Here is a 16,237-nt window from a genome sequence, read left to right on the forward strand (position 1 = left end):
GACGAGAAAATAGTTCTTGACAAGAAAAGTTGTCGGTGAGCATACTTGAAGCATGTTGGACATTGAAGTGATCGAGGACCCGGCCGCGGCGGAAGCGTCGCTGGACCCGATCCGTACCCGCATCCTCCACGAGCTCGCCGAGCCCGCGTCCGCCACGCAACTGGCCCTCAAAGTCGGCCTGCCGCGGCAAAAGGTGAACTACCACCTGAAGTCGCTCGAGCGGCACGGCCTGGTTGAGCTGGTGGAGGAGCGCCGCAAGGGCAACGTCACCGAGCGCGTGGTGCGTGCGACGGCGGCCTCGTACCTGATTTCGCCCATCGCCCTGGCATCCGTGGCGCCGGACCCCCGACGCTTTGCCGACCGCTTTTCCGCCTTCTGGCTGCTCTCCCTGGCCTCGCGAACCGTCCAGGAAATGGGCAAGCTTATTTCCGGCGCAGCCCTGGCCAAGAAGAAGCTGGCCAGCTTCGCCATCGACGGCGAGATTACCTTCCGCTCTGCCGCGGAGCGCGCCGCCTTTGCCGAAGAGCTGGGGGTGGCGGTGACCCGGCTGGTGGACAAGTACCACGACGGCGGCGCTGCCGCAGAGGCGGGCGGGGCGCGCAAGCACCGGCTCGTCGTCGTGCTTCATCCCGCACTCAAAGCAACACTGCAGCAAGAGACCTCAACCGATCACACAGCAGATAAGGACCACAGCAATGACTGACAACCGGAAATTCGAAATCGTGGCGGACACCGAACTGCCCGGCACCCCTGAGCGGGTGTGGAATGCCGTCACCGCAGACACGGCATCGTGGATGTTCCCCACCGATCAGTGGCCGGCTGTGAAGACCACCGAGGAGTTCCCCACGCATTTGGTGTCCCGGATGGACGGCCCGGATGGCTGGTTCAACCAGTTGGAGCATGTTCTGGAGCCGCTCGAAGGCGGCCGCGCCAAGCTCCACTACGTCCATAGCGGCATCTTCGCTGACAACTGGGACGAGCAGTACGACGGCGCCAGCAAGCACACGGCGTTCTACCTCCACACGCTGGGCCAATACCTTCAGTACTTCGACGGCAAGCCGGTGGTCTTCACAGATATCCAGGCCCCCGCCGCCTCCCAGACTTCCGACGGTTTCGTGCAGTTGAAGCGGGCCTTGGGCGTGGATGGCACTGCAGCAGGGACTGCCGTGGACGTGGACGTCGACGGCGTGGGACGGCTCAGCGGCGAGGTCGACTTCTCCAACGAGAACTTCCTGGGCTTGCGGACGGGCGATGCCCTCTATCGCTTCTTTGGCCGTAATGCCTTCGGTGCTCCGGTGGGCATGACGGTGCACGACTTCAGTGGTTCCGGAGATTCCGAACTCACGGCCAAGGCCTGGGGTGCGTTTTTTGAAAAGGTGTACGCATAAGTCGGGCGGTTTTCCTGCGTGACTAGGCGGCCCAGGCCCGTGCTACGGATCCCAGGGCCGCCTCGTAGATGCCGGCCCAGTCCGTGGCGGGGTCATTCATTTGCGCCAGTTCAAGGCTGACCAGCCCGTGGACCTGCCCCCAGATGGCCATGGCCACCACGTTGGGACCCTCCTTGCCCAGGGTGCCCGTTGACTGGGCGGCCATGACCGCATCCACCAGGGGGAGCATCGAATCCGAGGCGACCTCCGGCGTCGGGCTGCAATCCACGTAGGCGGCCAGGGCGCCGCCGAACATGAGCCGGTACAGGGCCGGATGTTCCAACGCCCACACCCGGTATGCCCGCCCGAGTCCCAGGAGTCCGTCTTTGGCGGCTTCCTTTTGGGACTCGCCGAAGGAGCGAAAACCGTCGTCGACGGCGGCCGTCAGCAGTTGCGCCTTCCCGCCGAAGAGCGAGTAGATCGCGGTAGTGGAGGTCTGCGCCGCGGCAGCGACGTCCCGAAGGGTGACGCGGGCAGGTCCTTCCCGGTCCACGAGTTCGGCGGTGACATCCAAAAGCCGTTGCTGAACCTGTTGATCATGAACGATGGGTCTTGCCATGTCTCCAAGTGTTTCATAACATCGTTTCATAACAATGTTATGAAACCAGCACCCTGGAAGGATGCACATGGCACAGGAGATTTTCCCCGGGCGCTACACCGCGGACATCGGGCGGGACGCCGTGACCGTCTTCCTCATCGGAATGCGTGCCAACAGGTGGTGGAAGATAGGCCGTCTGGCACAAGTGGCCTCCGCGATGCCCGTGATGATGCGCCACTTGGCGTCGAACCCAGAGGCTGGACTGCTGGGAAGCGAACAGTGGTTTGGGCGGACCACCATTTTGCTCAGCTATTGGGAAAGCCCGGAGCATCTCCGCGCCTTCGCCGCCGACAAGGACTCGCCGCATCTGGGCCCTTGGCGGAAATTCATGAAGGAGATCGCGGGCGGCGGGGACATCGGCGTATGGCACGAGACGTACCAGGTTCCGGCGTCGGGCATTGAAGTGGTTTACAACGGGATGCCGGAGTTTGGCCTGGCCAAGGCAACCTCGCATATTCCCGTGGGCCCCGGCAGCAACACCGCGAAGCAACGCATGGGCGCGCGGGCGCGATCCACAAACCAAACCAAGTAGCAGCACATGCTGTTTTGCACCCTCAAAACGGCATCAACTGCGACTCGGTTGGGTCACTTCGGAGGTGGTGCGGGCCACCCCTTAGGCGACCGCGACGGCGGCAGGCCGCTCGGCCCTGAGAGTCCGCCGCAGGTGCGGAGCGGCGTCGAGCTTGTCCTGGGCGGCGCGGAGCGCACCGACGGCAAACTCCAACTGCGCAGGCGGCAAGGTGAAGGGCACGCGCATGTACTGCTCGAACGCCCCGCCCACTCCGAAGCGGGGGCCCGCTGCCAGGCGGAGACCGAAGTCCGGCGCCAGGACGGTCAATGCAGTGCTGCAAGGCGAAGGAAGCCGGCACCAGAGAGTCAGGCCGCCACGTGGCCGCTCTACGTCCCATGACGGCAAGTGTTCGGCGAGCAACCCCATCAATGCGTCCCTGTTATGCCGGAGTTCTTCCAGCCGGGCATCCAAGGGCTCGGTGTAGGCCCGCACCAAGCGTGCCGCTGCCAATTGCTCCACCACGGGTCCGCCCAAGTCCATGACTGTCCTCGTCGCAACAAAACGGGTAATCATGGCTTCGTCAGCCCGGATCCACCCGGTCCTAAGACCTGCCCAATGGGACTTGCTCAGCGACCCAATGGACACCACTGACGAACTGAACGATGACATCGGAGCGGTGCGGGCGCCGTCGAGGTTCAACCCGCGCAGCGTCTCGTCCACCACCAGCACCGTCCCGGACGCGCTTGCGGCGCGGGCAAGGCGCCTCCGCTGCAAATCCGACATAATGCGTCCTGTCGGGTTGTGGAAGTCCGGCACGAGGTAAGCCATGGCGGGTCGCTGCTGGTTCATGGTGGCGACCATCGCATCGATATCCCAGGCCGGCGAGGTACTTGACTCCAATGCCGGTAGCGCGACCGGAAGAGGCTTGCAGCCGGCAGCGCGGATGGCGTCCAAGGCATTGGGATAGGTGGGGTGTTCCACCATGACCCGGTCCTGCTTTCCGGCAAGCGTGCGCAGCACGATGTTCAGGGCGTGCTGGGCGCCCGAGGTGACCAGGATCTGACCCGCCGTGGTGGGTACGCCCTCGGCCGTGTACCTTTCCGCAATGGCTTCACGCAGGGCGGGTACTCCGACGGCGTCGTACCCGAAACCCGGCAAGAGCGCAGGGAGTTCGGTCAGTGCTTCCGCGAATGCCCTGTGCACAACTTCACCCGCGGCGGGCAGCGATGCATAGGCGAGGTCCAGCAGCCCGTCCGGAACCGCAAGCCCCGGCGCGCTGACCGGCGTTGAGCGATGCGGGATGCATGTCCGTCCGCGGCTGCCTTGCCCGGCGGTGAGGAACCCCTGCTCGCGCAGGCTCGCATAGGCTGCCGTGACCGTGGTGCGGCTGACGCCAAGTGTCTGGGCCAGCGCGCGTTCGCTGGGCAGCGCGACGTCCAGCGGGATGCGCCCATCCATTACCAACAAACGCACGACGTCGGCCAACTCGCGGTAGGCGGGCAGGACGCCGGAATTCCAAGCGCCCAGGAGGCGGAGGAGGGCAGTGGGGTTCAGTGAGCCGGACATAAGACCAGTATTCCAAACTGGCTATGGATTACAAGGCCAGTTCTCTTGGAAGATGGACACCATGATGACCCGAAGAATCACACAACTCCTGATCGGCCTGGCGATGTATGGCATCTCCTTGGCCATTTTCATCCGGGCTGGCCTGGGCTTGGATCCTTGGGATGTGTTCCATCAAGGCCTGTCCCAGAAGACCGGTTTCAGCATGGGAGTGGTGGTCATCGCGGTCAGCTTCCTGGTCCTGCTCCTCTGGATTCCGTTGCGGCAGATGCCGGGGATCGGAACCATCGCCAACGCGGTGCTCGTAGGACTCTTCGCCGATCTGGGACTGTGGCTCATTCCTGAGGTCACCCACCTTGGCGGCCAGATCGCCATGCTTGCGGGAGCCGTGGTCCTCAACGGCATCGCCTCTGCCTGCTACATCGGGGCCAGGCTTGGCCCCGGTGCCCGCGACGGCCTGATGACGGGCCTGGTCCGCCGTACCGGATGGTCCGTCAGGTTGGTGCGCACCGGCATCGAAGTGGTGGTCCTGGCCGTGGGGTTCCTGTTGGGAGGCTCCGTCGGCGTGGGAACCGTGGTCTATGCCGTGGCGATTGGCCCGATCGTGCAAGTACTGCTGCCCAAATTCATGGTCCCGGAACGGGCCAAGACAACTGACGGCTTGGCTTCTGGTCCGGCAACAGACTCCGTGCAAACCGTTGAGGCAGCTCCTACAGCGTCGTGAAGAGGCTGCTTCGAGGCGCGCTGGCCTGCGGCGCTGGCCGGCCCGACAGGTAGCCCCGGCCAACAAACCAGCTGCGCCCGCCAATCCAGCCGTGCACAACAAGCTACGGGGCCAAACGAGCTACGGCGCCCAGCAAGCTACGGGCCCAACAAGCTAGCCGTGCCCAACAAGCTACGGGGCCGGCTGGCAGCGCGGGCAGAAGTAGATGTCCCGTTCCTCTGTCCCATCCGGCGCAGCAAGGAGAGCGCGGCGGACAGTGGTGCCGCATCGCCGGCACGGCTGGCGTTCCCGGCCGTAAACCCAGTATCCGGGCCGCATGGCCCGCGGGCCGAGGGTGGTGCGCCGACCGGGACCGAGGTTTTCACCCAGGAGTCGTTTGGCGTCGTTGATTGTTTTGGCCAGGTCCGGAACGTCACGAACCGGGAGTGTGGGGTGAATGCCGGAGAGGAAGCAGGCTTCGCAACGGTAGATGTTGCCGATGCCAGCGAGCTTCCGCTGGTCCAGCAATGCGAAACCGACGGTGACGTCCGGCTCGGCCCGGAGCCTGCGCAGGGCTTCTTCTTCGTCCCAGTCAGGGCCCAAGAGGTCCGGCCCCAAATGTCCAACAATTTTGTCTTCCTCAGCAGTGGGCACCACTTCCAGGATGCCCAGCGAGAACCCTACCGCGTCAGCCGAAGCTGTGCGGAGCACACACCGTGCCGTATGGCCGGGCTTGGTCCATCGGCCCCCCGGAGGATAGATCATCCAGTTCCCCTCCATTTTCAGGTGGGAGTGGATTGTCAGGGCGCGCGGCTTTTTGCTGGCACCGGGTTCCTCATCCACGGGGCCGGCGAGGCGCATCAGGAGGTGCTTTCCCCGGGGTACCACCTCGGTCATGGTCCAGCCCGCAAGGTTTAAGGTGGCGAAGCGGGGCACACGGAAGTCGGAGGCTGTGATGGTTTGCCCGGCCAAGGCCTCGTTCAGCCGGGACGCAGCGCGCCAAATGGAATCGCCCTCAGGCACGGATCCGGAGTCCTTTCGGAGTGGAGTAGGCACCGGCCGCAGCCAGTGCGACGGCTATAGGGGTTTCGAGGAGGTCATGGCCGTTAACCTTCTCCATGAAGAGCTTGTCCACCGCGCCCCGGCGCACCACATCCACCAGCGCCTGGGCTGCCAGTGTGAGCACGGTATCGTCCTGGCTGAAGGTGAGCAGCGTCTTGCCGCCGCGTTCGACGTAAAGGACCAACGCGCCGTCGACCATCACCACCAGCGCACCGGCTTTCCGTCCGGGGCGGTGCCCGGAGCCGGCATCTACGGACAACGCAGGCCAAGGAAGTGCCGCTCCGTACGGATTCGCGGGATCCGTTGCGGCCAACGCCAGGGCCGACGGCTCCGCTTTGGAAATGCGGGCGTCCTCCGTGAAGGATCTCAACCGGTCCACTGTTGCAGGAACGGCGAACTGGGCAGCTCCCAAATGTTCAATGAAGTAGCCGCGGCGGCAACGGCCTGCTTCCTCCAACCGGGCCAGCACCTTATACATGAGCCCGAAGCCGCCAATGATGTTCTCCGCCATGACCGAACCGCGGGTCACCACGCCATACCTGTCCAGCAGCAGTTCGGCCGTGCCACGGGCATGGATGGTGGGATCCAGTTCCGGGGCAGGCAGGGCGGACCAGCGGCCCACGGCCGACGGCGGCGCAGCAGCTATTCCGCCTGAAACCGCCCCGTACCGGCCACCTGTAAGTCCGGGGGAGCCCAGCAGACCTGTGCCATGGGAGCGGCCCAGGCGGCTCAGCCGTGGAGCCCGTGCCCTTGGTGCTTTCGCGACTTGCCGGTGGGCTGTCTTTCCACCGGCGATCATGGCGCGTACGGGGGCGAAAGTGTCACCCGTGACCCGGCCGGCCCAGACCAGGTCCCACAGCGCCGAGACCACGGCGTCGTCACTCAACACTGAATCCATGCCGCCAGCCACGTCCGTAAGTTGCCGGAAGAAATAGCCACCGCCTGCGCTGAAGTGCTCCAGGAGCCGCTGCTGGGCATCGCCGGGTTCGAACTCCGGGGAGGGGTTGAGCGTGAGTTCGGCGGAGTCGGCCACGTGGAGGCTGATCCAGCCATCATTTCCGGGCAGCGACCCCGCCCCGGACCAGAGGAGTTCGCCGGCGGCCATCAGTTCGTCCAGCATGGCCGGTTTGTAGTCCGCCACCCGGCTTGCCAGCACCAGCGGCTCCCAGGCTGAGGCGGGGATGGGAACTCCGGAGAGCTGGTCCACAGCCGTGATGATCCCGTCCAGTCCGCGCAGCGCCTGGCTGCGCGACTTGCCGGGAGCGGTGACGTTTTGCCAAGCCGGCAGGAACCGCCCGTAAGCGGCGGTGTCCACGGGCTCCACTTCGGCGCGGAGTGCAGCGAGGGAACGCCGACGCAGTTTTCGGAGGACTTCCGCATCGCACCACTCGCTGGACGGTGGTGCGTCCGGCGACATCAGTTCCGGATCTGTTCCTTGCGCCGTGGGCTGGGGTTCGGCAACAGCATGCGGACGGAACTCACCCTCCACCACCCGGCCGTCCCCGGCCAGGCGCTTCAGTGCTGTGTTGACCACCGCCACGCCAAGCCCCAACCTCGCGGCAGCTTCCGAGGCTGTGAAAGGTCCGTGCGTGCGGGCATACCGGGAGACCAGATCGCCCAAAGGATCATTGACCGGCTCAATGAACGCCAGCGGAACACCCATGGGCAGGGGCACGCCGATTGCGTCGCGGAGCCTCGCGGCATCCTCCACCGCAGCGAAGCGCTCGACGCCGCCGATGGTCACCTTGAGTGCACGGTTGGCCTTCTGGAGCGCGGCGAGATGGGATCCGGCGTCCTTGACCGTGCCCGGCGGGGCCGGGGGAGTTGCGTCCAAGTGTTCGGTTCCCTCCAGCGTGTCAGTGCTGTCAGAGTGATCTGCGGTGACAGGGGGATCTGCGCTGACAAGCTGCTGTATGGTTTCAGCCGTTTCCACGCCTTGAAGCCGTTCCGCGACTTCCTCAACACTGAGCGGACCGAGCAAACGCAGCAGATCAGCTACGCCCTCCATCCCGCGCACCCTGCGGTCGGAGGCGAGCCGCTGCAATTCCCTTTCCGTGGAATCAATGACCGCGGCATCCAGGAGCTCACGCAGTTCCACACGCCCCAGGAGTTCATTGAGGAGTGTCGAGTCCAAGGCCAGGGCAGCAGCCCGGCGTTCTGCCAAGGGGGAGTCGCCCTCGTAGAGGAACTGGGCTACGTAGCCAAACAACAGCGACTTCGCGAACGGGGAAGGCTGCTGCGTGGTGGTTTCCACGATTCTGAGTTCACGGCGCTCCACAGAAGCGGCAATGTCTTTGAGTGCGGGGAGGTCGTAAACATCCTGCAAGCATTCACGCACCGTTTCGAGCACGATGGGGAATGACGGGTACTTTCGGGCGACGTCCAGCAATTGGGCTGAACGTTGCCGCTGCTGCCACAGCGGCTGGCGTTTGGCGGGGTTCTGGCGGGGCAACAACAAAGCCCTGGCTGCACACTCGCGGAAACGTGAGGCAAACAGTGCGCTGCCGCCTACTTCCGCTGTAACAATCTGCTCCAGTTCCTCCGGGTCAAAGAGGAACAGTTCAGCACCGGGTGGTTCGTCTTCCATCATGGGCACCCGCAAGACGATGCCGTCGTCGGCCGCCATTGCGGAGCCGTCCAGTCCGTACCGTTGTTGGAGCCGTTGCCCTACGGCCAGAGCCCATGGAGCATGGACCGGCATCCCGAAGGGGCTGTGGAGGACTACCCGCCAATCGCCAAGCTCGTCGTGGAAGCGCTCCACCACAAGGGTTCTGTCGCTGGGAACAATCTCCGTGGCGTCCTTCTGTTCCCGCAGGTACTGAAGCAGGTTGCTTGCTGCGAAGGCATCCAGGCCGCTGGCTTGGCAGCGTTCCATGGCTGGTGCCTCGTCCGCTGCCGAGAGCTCCCGGATGAAAGCTCCCAGGGCCCGGCCGAGGTCAACAGGCCTGCCGAGTGAATCACCCTTCCAGAAGGGGAGCTTGCCGGGTTGGCCGAAGGCAGGGGATACCAGCACGCGGTCGTGCGTGATGTCCTCAATTTTCCAGCTGGTGGCGCCCAGCGCAAAGACGTCGCCCACGCGGGATTCATAGACCATTTCCTCGTCGAGTTCACCCACACGGCGCCCACCCTTGGCCGCCCGGGCCGAGGCTGTAGGCTCACTGCCGTCAGCGCTTCCAGTGGAAGCGGAGCCCTCAACTTCCGTGCCGATGATGTAGACACCGAAGAGTCCGCGGTCCGGGATGGTTCCACCGGAGGTCACCGCCAGGCGCTGGGCTCCGGGCCTGCCCTCGATGGTTCCAGCGTGCCTGTCCCAAATGATGCGTGGCCGCAGCTCCGCAAACTCATCCGACGGATAACGTCCCGCCAGCAGGTCCAGTGTTGCTTCAAAAGCTGACCGGGGCAGGCTCGCGAATGGTGCTGACCGCCGTACGGTGCTGAACCAGTCCTCGACGTCGATGCTCCCCAAGGCAGTTGCGGCCACGGTCTGCTGGGCAAGGATATCCAAGGGATTCGTCGGGATGCTCAGGCGTTCAATCTGCCCGCTGAGCATGCGTTCCACCGTGACGCTCGTGTGCAGGAGATCCGCCCTGTGCTTGGGGAACAGCACGCCTTCGGAAATCTCGCCCACCTGGTGTCCGGCACGACCTACCCGCTGCAGGCCACTGGCCACCGACGGCGGAGACTCCACTTGTATGACCAGGTCCACAGCGCCCATGTCGATGCCAAGTTCCAGTGAGGATGTTGCCACCACGCACCGAAGCCTGCCGGACTTGAGGTCGTCCTCGATCATGGCCCGCTGGTCTTTGGAGACCGAGCCATGGTGGGCGCGGGCCAGTACGGGATCCGCGCCGGTCGTGCTGCCGGCCTGCGCCATCATATGAGCCGGAGTGGCAGTGGAGGCTGGAGCTGTGGAGGTGGTGCTTGCGGACGCGGGGCTTGTGGATGCCTGAGCGCCGGGTCCAGCCTGTGGTGCTGCCCACTCCCCGCCGCCCACAGCCATCAACTGCCGTTCGGCGTAGATTTCGTTCAGTCGCGCCGTTAGACGCTCTGAGAGGCGGCGGGAATTGGCGAACACAATGGTCGATTGCTTGGAAAGGACCAGATCAACAATCTGCTCCTCCACATGTGGCCAGATGGAGGCTTGGGGCTGCAGTCCGGAAGCCGGGCCGGAATCGAACGCGCCGGCAGCGCCCTGGAGGTCTGACATGTCCTCCACAGGCACCGTGACGGTGAGGTTCCAGTTCTTCTTGGACGGCGGAGCCACGATCTCCACCGGGGCCTGGCCTGCCAGGAACTGCGCCACCAACTCGCGCGGTTGGACCGTGGCCGAGAGTCCGATGCGTTGCGCAGGCTTGGGCAGCAAGGCATCAAGACGTTCCAGTGATACGGCGAGATGGGCCCCGCGCTTGGTGCCCGCGACGGCATGCACTTCGTCGATGATGATGGTGTCCACTTCGCTGAGCGTTTCCCGGGCACGGGAGGTCAGCATGAGGAACAAGGACTCCGGCGTGGTGATGAGGATATCGGGGGGGTTCGTCAACAGCGTGCGGCGATCTGCCGCCGTCGTATCTCCTGAACGGACACCGACCGTGACCAGTGGTGCAGGCAGCCCCAAGCGTTTTGCGGTCTGGGTGATACCGATCAGCGGTGCCCGGAGGTTCCGCTCAACGTCCACGCCCAGAGCCTTCAGCGGTGAAATGTAGAGGACGCGGGTTTTGGTTTTGGGGCGTTTGGCCCGGCCCTTGCCGTTGGCCGGGACGCTCTCCAGCCCGGGGAGGGTGTCTGATGGAGTCGAGTGCAGGCGGTCCAAGGCCCAAAGGAACGCTGCGAGGGTTTTACCGGAACCGGTAGGAGCTACTACCAGGGCATGCGAGCCTGAGGAGATGGCGTTCCATGCCCCGTCCTGCGCTGGCGTGGGCTCGGAAAAAGCGCCGAGGAACCATTCCCTGGTTGCCTGGCTGAAACGGCTGATGGCGCCATCCGACGCCTGCGGCTCCTGCATTCCTCCATCATGCCCCACGGCCCCGACAGAATAAGACGGAGCCGTGGGGACAGCGTCAGACTGCTTGGAATGCCGTGATGGTCAGGAGCTTGATACCGGCGTTGCTGCAGGCATCGTGGGGCTCGGCGACGAACAGCGAAGCGGTGTCGTTAGGCGGGTAAATACGGAAGCCGGCAGCCGGGACCTTGGTGCAATCGCCGTAATTTCCGGCCTGTGTGTAACGGATCTCCGCCCAAGCCGACTTGCCCGGGGCCAGTTCGATCTTGGTAACGGGGGTGGTGGTTTCACGGGTAGCCGGCTCGCCGATTGGCTCACCGTTGGCATCTGCGGTCAGTGAGACACCCGCGAAGCCCTCAAGTATGCAGGGAGCGGTGCCGGAGTTCGTCAGGATCAGTTTCTCGTAAATGCTGCCCGCTGCTCCGCCCCCGGTTGAATCGGTAGCCACAGTCAGGGACGCTGCTTTGCATGCCGTGGCGCCTGCCGGAGCAGCCGACGTAGGGGCAGTCGATGGCGTGGTGGTGGCCGTCGCAGAAGGAGAACTGGGCGTCGACGACGCTGACGGCGTCGAGGAAGTGGGCGGGGGACTGCTGGTTCCCGCGGGGCTGGGGCTTGGCCCGCAAGCTGCAAGAAGCAGCAGTGATGCCGCTGCCGTGGTCGTCACAAGTCCGGTTTTGATGCGCTGAGTCCACATGGGCACCAGCCTTGCCCCGGCTGTGACGGGAGTCAATTGAGCCACGGCCAAGAGCCTGGATTGGCGTCCGGATCGTAATCTTCCGGACGCCAACCCGGAGCCGGCTACTTGGCGGAATCAGCCTTGGCCACTGCGGGCTTGGCAGCACGGCTGCGGAAGAATGCGGCACCGCCCAGGGCAAGGCCTGCGACGCCGGCGATCAGGCCGGCCCAGCTGCGGGCCTGCGAGCCGTCGTCGGAGGTTACTGCGGCGGCCTGCTCAGTAGACACAGCTGTCGCGGCGTGGTGGTCACCTTCTGCTGCCGCGGGGGTGATGGTGACCGACGGTGCCGGTGCCTTAAGCTCATGCTCATCCTGCCCCTCCTTGGCGATCTCGGACCAGTCAGTCTGGCCCTGCTCGCACGTCTGCAAGGTGGGGAAGTAGATGGTCTTGCCGGCTGCATCGGGCAGCTTTACCGACAAGACCAACGCGTCACGCAGGTGCGGATCCAAAGGCGCCTTGGCCGTGTAGACGATCTGGCTGGTGCGCTTGGTGATGGTGGTGCCATCGTCCAGCTTCTTGGGCTCGGCGAGGGTTTCGGTGACCTTCTCAACGGTCCAGTTCGGGTTGACGGTCGGCTGTGCGTCATTCAGCTCTTCGGGGAGTGAAATGGCAACTTTTGTGGTCCCGAACGTATCGCAACCGTGGGGGATGCCGAAGGTGACCAGAGCGTATGAGTTGGCAGCGGTCTTATTCGGATCAGCAGAAACGTGGGCCGAAGCACCGGCCAGCCCTGCCATCATCAGGGCGGCGGTTCCGCCAGCGACGGCGGTAGCAGAAAGGGTGCGGCGGAGGGCGGACTTGTTCATGGGAATGCCTTTCGGGGGCGCCGGCAGAGGCGGCGCGGGTACGGGTTTGGGAGCCCGTCACCTCGCGAAGGCTTCGCGTTTGCGGCGCTTATGCGTCGCCTTGGTGCCGGGCGGAACTAAGGAAGTACGACGACGGCGGGCGGGCCGCGCCGGCTGTCTTGCCTCAGGTTCCGCCAGGGGCGGGGGATGAAGACATCGGGTGCGCCAACTGCGACAGGCGAGGCGCCGGCGTCGGGCCTGAAGACCAACGCCGGAAGGGCGAGCAGGGGCCGCAGCCAGGCCGCCAACTGCCAAAGGGCTTCCTCACCCTTGGTGAGAATCACGGCAGAAGCGAGGGTGGCGATCACGTGGCCAACCAGCATCAGGGTGCCAAAAGCGGTCCCGAGCTCATGGGTGTGGGCTGCTGCAATCTCCATCCCGGGACTCAAGGATTCGGCGCCGAGGTGGTGGTTCGCTGCCGGACCCGTGGCTCTGATGGGCCCCAAGGCGGTGAAGGCCTCGTGCAGCGCCAATTGTCCCGCGCCCAAGAGGCCCGCCATGAAGACGAGGTTCAGCTTGAAGCGCGTAGCGAGTGTGGCAACCAATGCCGTCAATGCGACAAGGGCAAGCAAGACCGGAACAGCTGGAAGCGTTCCGCCGCCCACCACGTGCGCGCCGGCGGCGAGCAGGACCACTACAAGCGAGATGGCACCCGATCGCAGCGCATGGAAGGGAGCACGGGTCCGCGATGTGCGCACGTGGTCCTCCCTTGTCTCGATGGCCGCTCTGGCCTGTTTGCTTGCTCGTTGCCGGCGTCTTGATTCTATCGGGAGTTCGGCGCCGCTCTGGCCTCGGATGGGTCGCTATGTGGATACTCGCGCCGAGGGGTTGGCTCTCGGCACTTTGGCAGCGCTGAAAGAGGTGAGAGCTAACCCCTCGCACGTCGGACAAAGGTGGGTTGCGGGGGTTCGGGGAGCTTCGCACCGGATGGAGAACGACGACGGCGGAGCTCCAGTTTGAGGCTCTCCTCACCCCGCGCCATGGCCCAGTGATGGTTGGCCGAGAACACTGGTTTCAGGAGCCAGCTCAGCCGCCGAAGCAGTGGTTTGGCTGCGCTGACCCGCCAGTCGTAGGTGATGACGACTTCCGGGCCGTCGGTCTCGAATGTCCAGTGACCCGTTCCGTTGAGATCCCCTTCTGCGGTGAGGGCGAAGCCGTCGAGGCTCACCGGTTCGGTAACGGTGAGCCGCCAACGCAGTGTGTACGGAAGCCAGCCCTTGGTGTGGAGGTCGAAGGTGGCGCCTACGCCATCGGGTCCGCCGGGGGTCACGGCAGTGACCTTCAGGTAGACGGAGGGCCACCATTGGGGGAGCGTCGCTGCGTTGGCAAGGACGTCCAGCACTTCCTGGCGTGTTCCCGCTACGCGCCACACGGTGACGAACTCGTAGTCCGTGCTTTTGCCCGTTCTGTTGGGCCCGGCCATTATTGCCTCCGAGGTGGGCAGGTTCCGAGGGTGTCTGATGGCATCCGGAGCTAATCTACTCCTGGCCTCGCCGAGGGGTTAGCTCTCGGCCTTTTGAGTGGCCCAAAGGGGTGAGATCCCGCCCCTCGGCTGTTGTGGAAGGTGTGAGATCCCGCCCTTCGGCGAGGGGTTAGCTTTCGCCCTTTTGAGTGGGTGAAAGAGTTGAGATCCCGCCCCTCGGCGGTTGTCGAAGGTGTGGGATCTAACCCTTCGCCGAGGGGTTAGCTTTCGTCTCTTTGAGTGGCCCAAAGGGGTGAGATCTAACCCTTCGCCGAGGGGTTAGCTTTCGGCCTTTTGAGCTCATGAAAGGGGTGAGATCCCGCCCCTCGGCGGAGACGCATGGGGAGCTACTCGCCCGAGTTCTCCCGCGAGGTGATGCCGAACGGGGCTGACTTGAGCTCGGTGAAGTTTCCCACGCTGGCCCGGACCGTGCATTGGGGCGTGATCTGCAGGGCGGTGACGGTGAGCCCTGAGCTGTCCACTGCCAGCGCCCCTCCGCAGCCATCGGCGAACCGCACCCCCTGCTCACCACCGGTGACGGCTGCGAGCATTTGGGATGCCTTACCTGAGGCCGGGCTGACGTAGAGGGGATTGAGTTCATCGGCACCGCCGGCCCACACAGGGACCAGTGTGATTTTCAGGGGGCTGGGCGTGACAACGCGTGCAGGGGTGCGGACCTCTACGCCCTTGAGTCGTTGCACCGGGTACGCGGTGCCTTTGACTGCAGGATTTTGCGTGACAGCCGTGGTTGCGGCCGATCCGCGGCGAATCCAGGCATCCATTGCCTTCTGGTCAGCGGGTTGAACAGGTACCTTTGCGGTCAGTTGCACAGATCCTCCGGCCGGAATCTCCACCCCGGAGACCTTCCAGCCGCACTCAACATCGAGGCCGGTGATGGAAGCCTGGTTACGGCTCACAGTGCCGCCATCCCACGTCACAGCCGGGCAGGTTTCGCCATCGGCAAGACCTGGAATGACCTCCAGGAACTCACCGGACAACGGCGCTTTCTGCGCCGAGTAGGACACCGTCAAACGGACCTGACCGGACGAAGGCTCGTACGTGGCGCTTCGTGAAATGGTGAGGCCGGTCGGCAGGGCAGGGTCCTGCAACTGGGCCGACAACTGTTGTCCAGGCGGCGTGGGGGCCGGCTGCGTGCTGGTGGGGGATAGAAGGACGAAGCCCACCACCATAGCCACTATCAGGAAGATCGCGCCGACGCCCAGAAGCAACGCTTTGCGTGTCCGCCAGAACGGGGTCGCGTCCTTTTCCTTTGCCGGCTCCTCAGCCTGGGGACGGACTTCGCGGCGCGGCATGGGACGGGCAATAGTAGCGCTGCCTGCTTGTCCCAGGTCCGGGGCAACGACATCGACGCCGGCAGGTGGGGCAGCCGCGAACGCGGTGAGTTCGTCATCTGTGAAGGCGCCGCGGACGACGGTAGCCGGGCGCTCGACGTCGTCGAACTCTTCAGGCGCTGTCCCCCGCGGAAGAGCGGGCTTGCCCGCAAGTCCAGGCGCCAAGCGCCGAAGGTTCGAAGCCGCCTCACCCGCTGTTGGGCGTTGGTCGGGATCCTTGGACAACATCCGTTCGAGGACACCCCACAAGGCATCGTCGACGGGAATACGGGGTGGGCGCGATGAGACATGGCGGTAGGCCACGCTGAAGTCCGTGCCTGGACCTGCGAAGGGCGTGCGGCCGGCCAGGAGCTCGTAGAGCAGGACGCCCGTGGAATAGACATCTCCGGCGGGGCCGGACCGCCCTTGGCTGATGAGTTCGGGCGGCATGTACTGCGGAGTGCCGATCAGGCCGGTCGTTTGACGGATCTTCTCACCCACGACGTCGGAAATGCCGAAGTCGGAGACCCGCACGTCGCCGCTTTCAGACTCAGTCCACGGGCGGGCCAGGAGCACATTGTCCGGCTTGATATCCCGGTGTGTCACGCCGCGTGAGTGGGCAAAGGCGAGGGCATCGAAAATCTCGGCGGCCACTCTTGCGGCGTCCTCGGACGGCAAAGGTCCACTGTCTTTGACGACGTCTCGCAGCGAGCCACCCGCGATGTAGTCCATGACGATGGCCAGCCGTTCACCCTCCACCACCATGTCCCGTACGGTGACGATGCCGGAGTCCTGCAGACCAAGCAGGACGGACCGCTCGCGAACGAACCGTTCCACCAGGGAGGGGTCATCGGCATGTTCCGGCCGCAGCACTTTGGCTGCCAGGGTGCGGCCATCGGTGGACGTGACGGTCCAGACTTCACCAACAGCGCCGGAGCCCACGCGCTCGCCGAAGCGGTAGGACGCGCCCAGGGCCTGACCGGTTTGTGCCAATTGCATG

The 16,237-nt window shown here is 64.7% G+C and carries 13 protein-coding genes; 4 read left to right on the plus strand and 9 right to left on the minus strand.

What is annotated here, in order from left to right; all coding sequences use genetic code 11:
- The first annotated feature begins 52 nt into the window (after positions 1-52).
- Both LDN85_RS03960 and LDN85_RS03965 read left to right on the plus strand, forming a co-directional pair.
- A complete protein-coding gene (locus tag LDN85_RS03960; RefSeq protein WP_223944651.1) occupies positions 53-703 on the plus strand; it encodes a helix-turn-helix domain-containing protein in 651 nt (216 codons plus the stop codon).
- Positions 696-1,388: an SRPBCC domain-containing protein gene (locus tag LDN85_RS03965; protein ID WP_223944652.1), complete on the plus strand. Its 693-nt coding sequence runs from the start codon at positions 696-698 to the stop codon at positions 1,386-1,388. Before LDN85_RS03960 ends, LDN85_RS03965 begins: the two co-directional genes overlap by 8 nt.
- 22 nt (positions 1,389-1,410) lie before the next feature.
- Here LDN85_RS03965 and LDN85_RS03970 read toward each other — a convergent pair whose 3' ends face one another.
- Positions 1,411-1,986: a TetR-like C-terminal domain-containing protein gene (locus LDN85_RS03970; RefSeq protein WP_223944653.1), complete on the minus strand. Its 576-nt coding sequence runs from the start codon at positions 1,984-1,986 to the stop codon at positions 1,411-1,413.
- A gap of 67 nt (positions 1,987-2,053) precedes the next feature.
- Between LDN85_RS03970 and LDN85_RS03975 the strand changes: the two genes are divergently transcribed.
- Positions 2,054-2,557 (plus strand): DUF4188 domain-containing protein, encoded by a 504-nt coding sequence (locus LDN85_RS03975; RefSeq protein ID WP_223944654.1) that lies wholly within the window; start codon positions 2,054-2,056, stop codon positions 2,555-2,557.
- Between the two features lie 81 nt (positions 2,558-2,638).
- Here the strand turns inward: LDN85_RS03975 and LDN85_RS03980 are convergent, their stop codons facing one another.
- Entirely contained in the window at positions 2,639-4,102 is a 1,464-nt protein-coding gene (locus tag LDN85_RS03980) for a PLP-dependent aminotransferase family protein (protein ID WP_223944655.1), read from the minus strand.
- A 61-nt stretch (positions 4,103-4,163) separates the two neighbouring features.
- Between LDN85_RS03980 and LDN85_RS03985 the strand changes: the two genes are divergently transcribed.
- The gene (locus LDN85_RS03985) at positions 4,164-4,823 is read left to right on the plus strand and encodes a hypothetical protein (RefSeq protein WP_223944656.1); all 660 of its coding nucleotides are present in this window, start codon (positions 4,164-4,166) and stop codon (positions 4,821-4,823) included.
- 171 nt (positions 4,824-4,994) lie between these two features.
- On the opposite strand, the gene LDN85_RS03990 is transcribed toward LDN85_RS03985, so the two are convergent.
- From LDN85_RS03990 to LDN85_RS04020, 7 genes are all read right to left on the minus strand, one after another.
- Entirely contained in the window at positions 4,995-5,825 is an 831-nt protein-coding gene (locus LDN85_RS03990; protein ID WP_223944657.1) for a DNA-formamidopyrimidine glycosylase family protein, read from the minus strand.
- The gene (locus LDN85_RS03995) at positions 5,818-10,866 is read right to left on the minus strand and encodes a DEAD/DEAH box helicase (protein ID WP_223944658.1); all 5,049 of its coding nucleotides are present in this window, start codon (positions 10,864-10,866) and stop codon (positions 5,818-5,820) included. The genes LDN85_RS03990 and LDN85_RS03995 overlap by 8 nt, the downstream gene beginning before the upstream one ends.
- Before the next feature lie 55 nt (positions 10,867-10,921).
- Positions 10,922-11,557 (minus strand): DUF4232 domain-containing protein, encoded by a 636-nt coding sequence (locus tag LDN85_RS04000; RefSeq protein WP_026541914.1) that lies wholly within the window; start codon positions 11,555-11,557, stop codon positions 10,922-10,924.
- A 104-nt stretch (positions 11,558-11,661) separates the two neighbouring features.
- Complete coding sequence (locus LDN85_RS04005) at positions 11,662-12,405, minus strand: YcnI family protein (protein ID WP_223944659.1); 744 nt, start codon at positions 12,403-12,405, stop codon at positions 11,662-11,664.
- A gap of 116 nt (positions 12,406-12,521) precedes the next feature.
- Positions 12,522-13,142, minus strand: coding sequence for a hypothetical protein (locus LDN85_RS04010; RefSeq protein ID WP_026547645.1), 621 nt, complete (start codon positions 13,140-13,142; stop codon positions 12,522-12,524).
- Between the two features lie 170 nt (positions 13,143-13,312).
- Positions 13,313-13,867, minus strand: a complete 555-nt coding sequence (locus LDN85_RS04015; protein WP_223944660.1) for an SRPBCC family protein — start codon at positions 13,865-13,867, stop codon at positions 13,313-13,315.
- A gap of 386 nt (positions 13,868-14,253) precedes the next feature.
- Complete coding sequence (locus LDN85_RS04020; RefSeq protein ID WP_026541918.1) at positions 14,254-16,236, minus strand: serine/threonine-protein kinase; 1,983 nt, start codon at positions 16,234-16,236, stop codon at positions 14,254-14,256.
- Between the last annotated feature and the right edge of the window lies 1 nt (position 16,237).

This window comes from Arthrobacter sp. StoSoilB20 (genome assembly GCF_019977295.1).
Lineage (GTDB): Bacteria > Actinomycetota > Actinomycetes > Actinomycetales > Micrococcaceae > Arthrobacter > Arthrobacter nicotinovorans_A.

Coding starts and splice junctions, on each gene's coding strand:
- LDN85_RS03970 (WP_223944653.1), bottom strand. CDS start 1,986: ATGGCAAGACCCATCGTTCATGATCAACAGGTTCAGCAACGGCTTTTG.
- LDN85_RS04000 (WP_026541914.1), bottom strand. CDS start 11,557: ATGTGGACTCAGCGCATCAAAACCGGACTTGTGACGACCACGGCAGCG.
- LDN85_RS03965 (WP_223944652.1), top strand. CDS start 696: ATGACTGACAACCGGAAATTCGAAATCGTGGCGGACACCGAACTGCCC.
- LDN85_RS04015 (WP_223944660.1), bottom strand. CDS start 13,867: ATGGCCGGGCCCAACAGAACGGGCAAAAGCACGGACTACGAGTTCGTC.
- LDN85_RS04020 (WP_026541918.1), bottom strand. CDS start 16,236: ATGCAATTGGCACAAACCGGTCAGGCCCTGGGCGCGTCCTACCGCTTC.
- LDN85_RS03995 (WP_223944658.1), bottom strand. CDS start 10,866: ATGCAGGAGCCGCAGGCGTCGGATGGCGCCATCAGCCGTTTCAGCCAG.
- LDN85_RS04005 (WP_223944659.1), bottom strand. CDS start 12,405: ATGAACAAGTCCGCCCTCCGCCGCACCCTTTCTGCTACCGCCGTCGCT.
- LDN85_RS03975 (WP_223944654.1), top strand. CDS start 2,054: ATGGCACAGGAGATTTTCCCCGGGCGCTACACCGCGGACATCGGGCGG.
- LDN85_RS03985 (WP_223944656.1), top strand. CDS start 4,164: ATGATGACCCGAAGAATCACACAACTCCTGATCGGCCTGGCGATGTAT.
- LDN85_RS03960 (WP_223944651.1), top strand. CDS start 53: ATGTTGGACATTGAAGTGATCGAGGACCCGGCCGCGGCGGAAGCGTCG.
- LDN85_RS03980 (WP_223944655.1), bottom strand. CDS start 4,102: ATGTCCGGCTCACTGAACCCCACTGCCCTCCTCCGCCTCCTGGGCGCT.